The 10,655-nt window shown below is 71.0% G+C and carries 13 protein-coding genes; 7 read left to right on the plus strand and 6 right to left on the minus strand.

The window, feature by feature from the left end; genetic code table 11:
- Nucleotides 1-92 precede the first annotated feature (92 nt).
- Nucleotides 93-1,199 (minus strand): ring-opening amidohydrolase, encoded by a 1,107-nt coding sequence (locus AB0B89_RS31270; protein WP_358559982.1) that lies wholly within the window; start codon nt 1,197-1,199, stop codon nt 93-95.
- Between the two features lie 83 nt (nt 1,200-1,282).
- Nucleotides 1,283-2,191 (minus strand): carbamate kinase, encoded by a 909-nt coding sequence (gene arcC, locus AB0B89_RS31275; protein WP_358559984.1) that lies wholly within the window; start codon nt 2,189-2,191, stop codon nt 1,283-1,285.
- Nucleotides 2,192-2,464: 273 nt separating this feature from the next.
- On the opposite strand from arcC, the gene AB0B89_RS31280 reads away from it, so the two are divergent.
- A complete protein-coding gene (locus AB0B89_RS31280; protein WP_358559986.1) occupies nt 2,465-3,403 on the plus strand; it encodes a hypothetical protein in 939 nt (312 codons plus the stop codon).
- Between the two features lie 54 nt (nt 3,404-3,457).
- Here AB0B89_RS31280 and AB0B89_RS31285 read toward each other — a convergent pair whose 3' ends face one another.
- The 3 genes from AB0B89_RS31285 to AB0B89_RS31295 all read right to left on the minus strand — a co-directional run bounded on the left by AB0B89_RS31285 (nt 3,458) and on the right by AB0B89_RS31295 (nt 5,487).
- Nucleotides 3,458-3,838: a Fic family protein gene (locus tag AB0B89_RS31285; protein ID WP_358559988.1), complete on the minus strand. Its 381-nt coding sequence runs from the start codon at nt 3,836-3,838 to the stop codon at nt 3,458-3,460.
- Between the two features lie 199 nt (nt 3,839-4,037).
- Nucleotides 4,038-4,241: a ribbon-helix-helix protein, CopG family gene (locus tag AB0B89_RS31290; RefSeq protein WP_358559990.1), complete on the minus strand. Its 204-nt coding sequence runs from the start codon at nt 4,239-4,241 to the stop codon at nt 4,038-4,040.
- Nucleotides 4,242-4,299: 58 nt separating this feature from the next.
- Entirely contained in the window at nt 4,300-5,487 is a 1,188-nt protein-coding gene (locus AB0B89_RS31295; protein ID WP_358559991.1) for a pyridoxal phosphate-dependent aminotransferase, read from the minus strand.
- Between the two features lie 94 nt (nt 5,488-5,581).
- Here AB0B89_RS31295 and AB0B89_RS31300 point away from each other — a divergent pair, with 94 nt between their 5' ends.
- From AB0B89_RS31300 to AB0B89_RS31325, 6 genes are all read left to right on the plus strand, one after another.
- On the plus strand, nt 5,582-6,541 hold the full coding sequence (locus tag AB0B89_RS31300) for a DUF418 domain-containing protein (protein WP_358559993.1): 960 nt from the start codon (nt 5,582-5,584) through the stop codon (nt 6,539-6,541).
- 153 nt (nt 6,542-6,694) lie between these two features.
- Nucleotides 6,695-7,513 (plus strand): carbon-nitrogen hydrolase family protein, encoded by an 819-nt coding sequence (locus AB0B89_RS31305; protein ID WP_358559995.1) that lies wholly within the window; start codon nt 6,695-6,697, stop codon nt 7,511-7,513.
- A 37-nt stretch (nt 7,514-7,550) separates the two neighbouring features.
- Nucleotides 7,551-7,982, plus strand: coding sequence for a hypothetical protein (locus tag AB0B89_RS31310; protein WP_358559996.1), 432 nt, complete (start codon nt 7,551-7,553; stop codon nt 7,980-7,982).
- On the plus strand, nt 7,979-8,407 hold the full coding sequence (locus tag AB0B89_RS31315) for a hypothetical protein (protein ID WP_358559998.1): 429 nt from the start codon (nt 7,979-7,981) through the stop codon (nt 8,405-8,407). The genes AB0B89_RS31310 and AB0B89_RS31315 overlap by 4 nt, the downstream gene beginning before the upstream one ends.
- Nucleotides 8,404-8,916, plus strand: a complete 513-nt coding sequence (locus AB0B89_RS31320) for a sigma-70 family RNA polymerase sigma factor (protein ID WP_358560000.1) — start codon at nt 8,404-8,406, stop codon at nt 8,914-8,916. Before AB0B89_RS31315 ends, AB0B89_RS31320 begins: the two co-directional genes overlap by 4 nt.
- Nucleotides 8,909-10,198 carry a hypothetical protein gene (locus AB0B89_RS31325; protein ID WP_358560002.1) on the plus strand — a complete coding sequence of 430 codons (1,290 nt, stop codon included), beginning with the start codon at nt 8,909-8,911 and terminating at the stop codon, nt 10,196-10,198. Before AB0B89_RS31320 ends, AB0B89_RS31325 begins: the two co-directional genes overlap by 8 nt.
- Here the strand turns inward: AB0B89_RS31325 and AB0B89_RS31330 are convergent.
- A partial coding sequence (locus AB0B89_RS31330) for a carboxyl transferase domain-containing protein (RefSeq protein WP_358560004.1) occupies nt 10,171-10,655 on the minus strand: 485 nt, incomplete at its 5' end. The genes AB0B89_RS31325 and AB0B89_RS31330 overlap by 28 nt on opposite strands.

The raw sequence follows: 10,655 nt of genomic DNA on the forward strand, positions 1-10,655 counted from the left end.
ACGACGACGGCCGTGATCGTGCCCCCGGCCTTCCTGGCGGCGGCCCGTACGGCCTGACGGGCGAGCGCCCCCGTACCCACGGGACCCGGGCTTCAGCCGAGGTCGGCGATGGCGGCCACGGGGCCGCCGCCCGAGGGGCCCTGGTGGACGGCCGCGACCGAGACGAACACGGCCGGGTCGCCGGTGACGCTGGCGGCCACGCCGCCGACCGTGGCCTTGATCTGCCGGTGCCAGTGCACGTCGGAGTCGTCGAGCATGATGTTCCTGCGCCCGCGCACCCGTCCGCTGGGGTCGGCCTCGCACTTCATGAACACGTTGACGAGCTTGTCGCCGAGGTCGCTCGGGTGCGGGCGGTCGGGCAGCTCGATGCCGCTCCCGCGGATCGCCTCCCAGATGCCGTCGGCGTCCAGCGCGTCCTTCATCACGCTGTGCCCGATGCGGTAGCGACCGCCGATGCCCCGCACGTTGCCGACCACGACGATCTGCGCGCGGTCGAGCTCGACGCCGGAGGAGCACGAGGCGACGCTGGAGTAGAGGGACAGATCCTTGTGGATCTGGTCGGCCGAGGGCATCTCGATCTCGCCGAGCGCCACCGCGATGCCAAGGGCGGTCGTGGAGTTGGAGATGTCCATGGACGGGCCGGTGTCCTCGATCACCACCTCCTGGCCGCGCGACTTCGCGTCGGTGATCGTGGCCAGGGTCAGCAGCGGCGTCTTGGTCTGCACGTAGTGGACGTCGGCCGGATCCTCGATCCCCGCGATCTTCATGGCCTCGCGCACGCCGGCGGCGACCTTCTCCACCATGGCGGGGCGGCCGATGTCCTCGGGCAGGATGACGTCGCTCATCGCGACCCCGACCGAGACGCGCGGCTCGTCCGAAGGCTCGACGCCCGAGGGGTCCACGGAGGCGAAGATCGTGGCGTGCGGGCTCAGCACGCCGTCGGTACCGCCCGACCACACCAGCGGCACCTGCGCGGCCTCCTCGGGCGTACGGGTGCCCTTGGCGACGAGCACCTCGCGGAAGGCGCGGTCGGCGAGGATCCGGGTGTAGTCGTTGACGCCGCCGTTGCCCTCGGTCTTGCCGATCACGGCGAGCACCCGGTCGGCCTCGATCACCCCGTCGTCGATGAGTTTCGCGAGCCCGGAGGCGTCGGTGACGCTCTCGATGGCGACCTTGCGCACCTCGATCGGATCCGGCATATCTCCTACCTCTCAGTCATTCCAGTAATCGCAGTCATCTGGTCCATCACGCATCGAATCAGCACGGCTCACGCCGTCGTCGGTCACGGCTCGACGATGGTGCCGACGTCGCCGGTCAGCGCCCCGCCGATGTGCTCCAGTGAGGTGATCACCGCCCGGCCTCCGCTTTCCGCGAACCGCAGCGCCGCCTCCACCTTGGGGCCCATGCTGCCACTCGCGAAGTGCCCGGCCGCCTGAAGCGCGCGCATCTCCCCGAGGCTCACCCGGCCGATCGGGCGGGCGCCGGGCGTGCCGAACCCGGCGACGGCCCCCGGAACGTCGGTCGCGAGGACGAGCACGGTCGCCCGTACGGCGGGTGCGAGCACGGCGGCCGCGGTGTCCTTGTCGACCACGGCCTCGACACCGCCGAGCGACCCGTCGGCGCGGCGGACGACGGGCACTCCCCCGCCTCCGGCGACGACCACCGTGTAACCCGCGTCCATCAGGGTGAGGGCGGCGGGCGCGTCGAGGATCTCCACGGGGCGCGGCGAGGCCACGACCCGCCGGAAGCCCCTGCCGGGGAATTCGAGCCAGGTCTGCCCCAGCTCCTCGAACCTGCGCGCCTCGGCCTCGGTGAAGTACCTGCCGATGGGCTTGACCGGGTTCGTGAACGCCGGATCGCCGGCGTCCACGAGCGTCCGGGTCACCACCACGGCCGTACGGTCGCCGAGCGCGTTGAGGATCAGCACGCCGATCGTCGCCTGGGTCTGCGCGCCGCACCAGTCGAGCGGCACCGGGGGCACCACGTCGGCCGCGAGCTGGTTCTTCAGGAGCAGGTTGCCCACCTGGGGGCCGTTGCCGTGCGTCAGGATCACCTGGTGGCCCTGGGAGATCAGCGCGGCGACATGCGCCATCGCCCCTTCGACGGCACACCGCTGATCGACCGGCGAGGCGCTGCCGTCGGGCGCGGTCATCGCGTTGCCGCCGAGAGCGATCAGTACGCGTTCACCCACAGCCCGAAGCTATCCACACTGACACGCCACCTCATTGTCCATAATTGCCCACAAACCACGAATCCTTCAGAGAAACTCGCCAAGCGAAATCCGGCCATGACCACATAGAAGCCCCGCCGCCACTATTCGGTTACCCGGGACCGGCGTATCGGTGAACACCTGTTCAGGTAGGGGTCCACAGTGTCATAATGATCAAGGTCGGCCATCCAGCGGACCGCCCGTCCCACGCTCCCGCAGACCGCACGGCTCGTGCCCGATCTCATGGCGGTTCCCATGACCTCGTCCGACGCGCTCACCGAGTGGCGGCGACTCGACGCCGTGACGAGGAAGTCCGTGAAAGACCAGGCCGCCCGCGGGCGCCGCCACCATCGGCCCGGGGTCGCCGCCACCTCGGCTCGCTACGCCGGCGCCTCGCTGTCCAGGCCGACGGCGTGGATCTACGCGGCCGTCGCGGGAGTCCTGGTCGTCGTGCCGCTCGCGCTCCTGTGGAACGCCGAGGACATGTCGTGGGCGGACAAGCTCATCGCCATCCTCCTCGCGAGCCTCCTCCCCCTGCTCGCCACCACCGAGCTCCTGCGGGCGAGGCGCGTACGGCTGCTCCAGATCCTCACCGCGAACCGTGAGCCCACCGCGTTCGTACCGCTCGCTTCCGCGTCCGGCACGGCCGTCGAGGGCTCGGGCGCGACCCTGATCGTCCGCGTCACCGCCAGGCGGCTCCTGCGGGCGGATACCGTCCCGCTGGGCATCGCCCTGTGGCTGCTGTCCGGCCTGGCGTTCCTGTTCATCCCGGGCGACAGACCGGACGCCGTCGGATACGTGATCATCATCGTGATCATGCTGTTCCGGGGAGCCCCCGGGGTCGTGCGCTGGCTGTACTGGCTCATCGGAAACCGCACGGCCCTGATCGTGAGCCCCGACGGCATCGTGCTGCCGGGAGTGAGGGACATCCGGATGGCCTGGGAGGACATCACGGAGATCAGGCTCCTCCCCTTGTCGGCCGTGTACCGGAACGGCCGTGCGGGCGACACGGTCCTGGCTTTCGTGCCGGCGAACCCCCGCAGGGTGTCCGCTGCGAACGACGACCCGCCGCGCTGGGGAGATGTCCGCTCCGGGTTCTTCGCCCTGCCGGACGGATGGCTGGCACCGGCCGCCGACGAGATCGGATCGGTGGTCGTGCGGATGTCGGGCGTGCCGGTGTACGACTACCGGTGACCGTCGGCGGCCGTCGGGCGGACCCTCCAGGCGGGTGACCCGGTGAGCCGGCTGCTAGACGGGGGCCACGAAGCCCCAGAGGACCTGGGCGATCTCGTCCACCTCGGCGAACTCGCCCGAGGCCACGGCGGAGACCAGGTCGTAGACCGAGTCGTCGTCGGTGTCGAGCTCGACGCCGTTGTACTCGAGGAAGACCACCGTGCACACCCAGGCCAGCCGCGTGTCGCCCTCGGCGAACGGAGGGTGGACGGCAAGGGAGTGGAGCAGCGAGGCGGCCTTGATCAGCAGGTGGGGGTAGGCCTCGTGGCCGAACATGGACGCCTGCGGCCGGTGGACGGCCGAGTCGAGAAGCCCGGCGTCACGGAACTGCGGAGGCCCCCCGGCCGTGAGCTCGGCGAGGTCGATCACCTGCTCCACGGTCAGGTAGCGCGTCATGCGCCGCCCTCCGCGGCCGGGTCTATCAGCCGGCGACCCGTGACCGGATGGATCAGGCAGGAATCCTTGGCCAGGTGGATCGGGGAGGGATCCTTGGCGGGGCGGATCACGCAGGGACCCTTGGCCAGGTGGATCGGGGAAGGAACCTTGGCGGGGCGGACCACGCCGGGCCTAGGTGCCGGGCCGGCCGGGGGGCGTGTCACTCGCCGAGCCGGTCGAGGACGGAGCGCCAGCGCCTGACCGCGGCGACCCCCAGTCGCCGCACCTCCTCGTCGGCGTCGTGGCGCGCGATGTACTCGTCCACTGCGGCCTGCACGACCTGCTGCACGCTGCGCCCCTCCTTCTCGGCGCGCCGGCGCAGGGCATCTGTCTGCTCGTCGCTCAGGCGAAGCGTCATGGCCATACCTCCACGGTACGCATCCGGCATCAGGATGATTTGGACACGGCGAGTGTATGACTATTTACAGAACGCTGTCAGATGATTTCCCGTCCAGCCGGCTCAGCCGGGCGACCGCCTCGTCGATGATCTCGTCCTTCTTGCAGAAGGCGAACCGGACGAAATGCCTGCCCAGCTCGGGCCGGTCGTAGAAGACCTGGGTGGGGATGGCGACGACGCCGGCCAGCTCCGGCAGCCGCCTCGCCAGGTCGGCGCCGTCGGCGAAGCCGAGCGGCCGGATGTCGGTCTGTACGAAGTAGGTACCGGCGGGACGGTACACCCCGAAGCCCGCCGCGGAGAGCCCCGCCATGAGCCGGTCGCGCTTGGTGGCGAGCGCGTCGCGGAGCCCGGCGACCCAGCCCAGCTCCTCCCGGAGCGCGTGGGCGACGGCGAGCTGCCAGGGACCGCCCGCGGTGAACGTCAGGAACTGCTTGACCGTCTGTACGGCCCGCACCAGCTCGGCCGGCGCACAGATCCACCCGGTCTTCCAGCCGGTGACGGAGAAGGTCTTGCCCGCCGAGGAGATCATCACGGTGCGCTCGCGCATGCCGGGAAGCGTGGCGAGCGGGATGTGCTCCACGCCGTCGAAGGTCAGGTGCTCGTACACCTCGTCGCTGATCGCGACCAGGTCGTGCTCCTGGCACACGGCGGCGATGGCCGACAGCTCGCCGAGGGTGAAGACGGTGCCGGTGGGATTGTGGGGTGAGTTGACCAGGATCGCCCGGGTGCGCGGCCCCACAGCGGCGCGCAACTCGTCGGGGTCGAAGGCGAACCTGCCCTCGACCGGCCGCAGCGTCACGGGCCTGCGTACCGCTCCCGCGAGAGAGATCGCGGCGGCGTAGGAGTCGTAGTAGGGCTCGAAGACGATCACCTCGTCGCCGGCCTCGCACAGCGCGAGGACGGAGGCGGCCAGCGCCTCGGTCGCGCCGAGGGTCACCAGGATCTCGCCGTCGGGGTCGTAGACGAGCCCGTAGTGCTCCTTGCGGTGCTCGGCGACCGCCTGCCGCAGCTCGGGCAGGCCGGGCCCCGGAGGGTACTGGTTGAAACCCTCGCGTATCGCCCTCACGGCCCGCTCAAGCATCGCCGAGGGCCCGTCCGTGTCGGGGAAGCCCTGCCCCAGGTTGATCGACCCGGTCCGTACGGCAAGGGCCGTCATCTCGGCGAACACCGTCGTGCCGAACTCACGCATGCGGGCCACCAGAGGTTCGTTCACGCCGGTCAGCCTATCGGGCCGCCGCGCGCTAGCCTCTTCGGGTGATCGCCTGTTTTGCCCCCAATTGTGGGACGTATCGCCTTGGCCGGCCCCGGTGACGCGCATCCGGGAACTGGACGCGCTGCGCGGCTTCGCCGTCTGCGGGATCACGCTGGTCAACACCTGGCAGCACACGGTCGGCGCCGTGGAGCGGCGGTCGGTCACGCCCACCGACTGGATCGTCGAGAACCTCCTGCAGAGCCGCTTCTTCCCCATCTTCTCCTTCCTCTTCGGCGTGAGCTTCGTCCTGTTCCTCCGGTCCGCGGCGCGCAGGACGCCCCGCCCTCGGCTGGTCCTGCTCCGCAGGCTCGCCGTGCTCGCCTGCCTCGGGCTGCTCCACCGGATGGTCAGCCCCGGCGAGGTGCTCCTGCCCTACGCCGTCACCGGGGCGATCGTGCTCATTCCCGCGTCCTACCTGCACCGCCACCTCGTACTCCTCGCGGGGATCGGCGCCACGCTGTGGGCGGCGCTCGCGCACGCCGGAGGGGTGTGGCTGATCCCGGGCCTCTTCCTGCTCGGTATGGCGATGATCGAGTACGGCCCGGGGCGCCGCGCCCTGAGACCGGCGTTCATCGCAAGTGCCCTGCTCGGCGTGATGCTCACCGGGGCGTGGGTGTACCTGTGGGGTCGTCCGGAGACGTTCGACTTCCCCTACACGGTGAGCGTCTACCCGCTCGCCGGCCTCGCCGCCGCGACGGCCTACTGCACGGGCGTACTGCTCCTGGTGCGCCAGCGGCCCGGGTTCCTGGCGTTCCTCGAACCGCTCGGGCGGATCGCGCTCACCGCTTACCTGTCCGGCACCCTGGCGATCCTCGCGGCGCTGCCCCTCCTTGTCCAGGACGGCAGCAGGGCCGGCGTCGTGGCCGTCGCGGCGGTCACGATCGCCGCGCAGGCGGCCTTCGCCCACTGGTGGACGGCCCGCTTCAGGTACGGCCCGCTGGAGTGGGGGTGGCGCTGCCTCACCTGGTGGGAGATCGTGCCGAACCGGCGCCCGGCCGGCGGGCCCCCCACCTGACCCGCGGCCGTGCCCCTCGGCCGTGGCTGTCGGCCGTGGCTGTCGGCCGCGCCCCTCGGCCGTGTCCCTTGGCCGTGGTCGTCGGCCGTGTCCCTGCCGTGTTCCTCGGCCGTGGCTCTCGGCATGCGCGGCCTCCGGCCTTAGGCTTGTGCGGTGACCCGCATCGCCCTGTGCCAGATCCCGGTGTCCGAGGACCCGAAGACCAACCTCGAATGCGTGCGCGACGCGCTCGGAAGGGCGGCCTCGCGAGGCGCCACCCTGGCCGTGTTCCCCGAGGCGACGCTGACCCGGTTCGGCAAGGGCGTCGCCGAGCACGCCGAGCCGCTCGACGGCCCGTTCGTCACGGCCGTGGCCGACGCGGCGCGGGCGCACGAGGTCGCGGTGATCCTCGGCACCTTCGAGCCCGCCGGCGGCCGGGTCCACAACACCGCCGTCGCCCTCGACCGGCGCGGCCGGATGCGGGCCGCCTACCGCAAGATCCATTTGTTCGACTCCTTCGGCGCCCGCGAGTCCGACCTGGTCGCACCGGGCGACACGCCGGTGGTCGTGGAGCTGGAGGGCCTGCGTCTCGGCCTGATCACCTGCTACGACATCCGGTTCCCCGAGCTGGCCCGCGCCCTGGTCGACCAGGGCGCCGACGCGTTCGTCGTGATCGCCGCGTGGGGCACGGGCCCGATGAAGGAAGAGCACTGGGCCACGCTGGTCAGGGCGCGGGCCATCGAGAACACCATGTGGACGGTCTCCGTCGGGCAGGCGCCGCACCCCGAGTTCAGGGACTTCGGAATCGGCAGGAGCATGCTCGTCGACCCGATAGGAGTGGTCCGTGCCGATCTGGGCACCTCGGGCGCGGTCCAGGTCGTCGAGATCGATCCCGCCGAGACCGAGCGCGTGCGCTCCACGCTCCCGAGCCTTTCCCACCGGCGCCCAGATATTTATCGCGCCGTGCCGAACACCGAGGTCGCCAGATCGTAAAATGCGGGATGTGAGCGAGCCGGCACGAAGTACTCAGATGCAAAAGGTCATTCCGCCTCGCCTGCTGGTGCCCTATCTCGCGGGCCAGCGTACGATCATCTCCGGCTATGTCTACCGCGTCCAGGACTGCTCACGGCTGACGAGCCCGGAGCAGATCGTCTCGGCTCTCGACCTCTCCTTCGAGGGCTCCGAGCTCACGCCCTCGGTCCCCGAGCTGTACATCCTCCGGTGGCAGGTGCGCGACACCGACAACTACGTCGTCCCCTACGGCCCTCATATGGGCGGAGATTGGAACGATTCGCCGCCCTTCGCGGGCAACGGGTTCACCACCTCCCGCCAGCACGTCGTCCCCCAGTTCCACACCACCCCGATGCCCATCCCGGCGGGAGCGGAGATCCAGCACGTGACCACGCGCGGCGAGCGGCGGTTCGCCGAGTACGACGGGCTGACCTGGCGGCGCGCGGCATGAGCGACATCGAACCCGTGGGCCTCGGCTTCATCGCCCACCAGCACGAGCAGACCTACGCCGCAGCCCTCGGGCCGGGCCCCGACGACGTGATCCTGTTCAGCGAGGACTCCAGGGAGGGGTTCGCCCAGGTCGGGGGCTACTGGCGGCGGCAGGTCCGGCGGGGCGAGCTTGAGTGGCTCGTCCTGCTGCGCACGGTCGGCGCGTTCGGCGGGGAGCCCTGCGTGGTGCTCGACGAGGACGACGACGGGCTGCACATCGCCTACACCGGCCACAGTGGCCTGAAGGCCGAGGCCCTCGGCTACTGGATGGTCGACCACGGGGCGTACGAGGTGGTCGTGCCGCACGACGAGGTCCACTCCATCCGCGTCGAGCGGATCCCGATCCCCTGTCAACCGACGAAGGGCGCGAGTGTCTCTGGAGTGTGACCGAAGCTCAAGTCCTTTCCCGCGAGCGCCCCACCTTCGCCGAGATCTTCGCCGCGCACTACTCGGCGATGGTGCGGCTGGCGGGGCTGCTCGGCGCGGACGACCCGGAGGACATCGCGCAGGAGTCCTTCGCGCGCCTGCACCTGAGACAGGCGCGACTACGCGATGACGCGGCGGCCGTGCCCTACCTCCGCTCGACCGTCTGCAACCTGACCCGCAACCGGATCCGGCACCTGAGGATCGTACGGCTGCGCAGACCGGATCCGCCCCCTCCTGAGAGGAGCGGCGAGCAGACCTTCCTGCTGGCCGAACGGCACCGCGACCTGCTCGCAGCGGTCGACCGGCTGCCACGGCGGCAGCGCGAGGCCCTGGTGCTGCGCTACTGGCTTGATCTGTCCGAGCGCGAGATCGCCGACGCCATGGGCGTCTCCCCCGGCTCGGTGAAGAGCCACACCAGCCGCGCCATCGCGGCCCTCGGCCGTGCCCTCAAGGAGGACAGCGATGACTGACGAGCCCTCAAGGAGGACGGCGATGATCGAGGACGACCTCCGCGACGCCCTGCGCGCCCGCGCCTCGACCTACGAGGTCAGCCCGCACGCGTGGCTGGAAGTGCGACGGCGCGCCGCAAGGTCGCGCCGCCTGAGGTGGACGCTGCTGGCAGCCGTCCCACTGGCGACGGGCGCGGTGCTGGCCGGGATACCCCTGGTCGTCACGCACGGCGGGCCGGACGCGGTCACCGGCGCCACGACGGCGGTCTCCGGCGAGCCCACGCCGACGTACAAGGACGCCTACGCGGCAGGCGTCGCGGAGAACCCGCCGATCGGTGAGACGCTCACCCTGGTCAATCCGGCGGACGGCAAGTCGATGCTCCTGTGGTTCGCCCGCGCGAAGGCGAAGGGCGCCGCGGGGTTCGCCGACCTGTGCTCGGCCACTCAACTGTCGTCGGGCGGCACCATCGGGAGCTGCGCGTACGACTCGCGAAACCCCGCCCACACCGGTGAGGTCGGCTGGTACGTCGGGGGCACGGACGGGATGCTGCCACGCCCCGGCAAGCTCATCACCTATGGCGCGGCCCGCGACGCGGTGACCAAGGTCGAGGCGGTCGCCGACGACGGCTCCCGGTTCCCCGGCACGATCTACAGGCCGAAGGGCGCCCCGCTGGCGATCTGGACTGTTTCCTACCCTGCCCAGGCCAAGCTGACGGCGTACGAGCTCTCCGGCGCCGGCGAGAAGGTCCTCCAACGGGTGAAGACCGATCCCATGCCCGTCCCGGGCTCGACCGCGGAGCCCGTCGGACCGGCCGCGAAGCTGGGCGGAGGGGTGACCGCACGGCTGCACAGGGACCAGAGTCTGGTCTGGCGGCAGGACGGGAAGGTCGTCGCGCTCTTCGTCGTCGCGTCCACACCCCAGATCGAACCCGGCGAGACCCTCGCGGACGCGCTCAAGGGGAACAGGAGGCCGGTGATGTCGCGGTTCACCCACGACCGCTGGCTGGGCTATGCCAGGGCCGGCACCGGCAGGGTCGTACTGACCTTCAAGGACGGCACGTCCATCGAAGCGGACGCGATGCCTGACCCATGGGGTGGGGACGCGGTCCTGTTCTCGGCGCCGTACGCGCATGAGGGCGACATCTACGCCGAGGGTTATGTGATCACCGGGTACGACCGCGACGGCGGGGAGGTCTGGCGCGACGAGGCCAAGCCGGTGTCCGATCTGTGGGCGTCCCCCGCCCCGGGCGACCCGGCCTTCTCGGGTCCTGCGGGTCAGACCGGGCCGCCGAGGTGGCGGTAGCGGGTGAGGCGGGTGGCCAGGCGGTCCTCGGGAGGGCGTCGCATCAGGCCGATGATCTCGTATTCGAGGGTCCTGGCGACCCGCTCGCAGAAGGCCTCGGGCTCGTAGGCGGCGTCCGGTAGCTCGGGGATGATCCGGTCGACGATGCCGTCCCGTTTGAGGTCCGTCGCCCGTACCCCCTGCGTCTTGGCGATCTCGGGGGCGAAGTCGATGGTCCGGTACAGGATCGCCGACGCGCCCTCGGGCGGGAGCGGGGACAGCCAGCCGTGCTGGGCGCAGAGCACCCGGTCGGCGGGCAGCAGGGCCAGGGCGGCCCCGCCCGCTCCCTCGCCGAGGAGCAGGCAGACGGTCGGCGCGTCGAGCATCACCAGGTCCGCGAGGGAACGGGCGATCTCGGCGGCCAGCCCGCCCTCCTCCGCCGCCTTCGACAGCGCCGCTCCGGCCGTGTCGATCACGG

It is taken from the genome of Sphaerisporangium sp. NPDC049002 (assembly GCF_040649355.1).
GTDB lineage: Bacteria > Actinomycetota > Actinomycetes > Streptosporangiales > Streptosporangiaceae > Sphaerisporangium.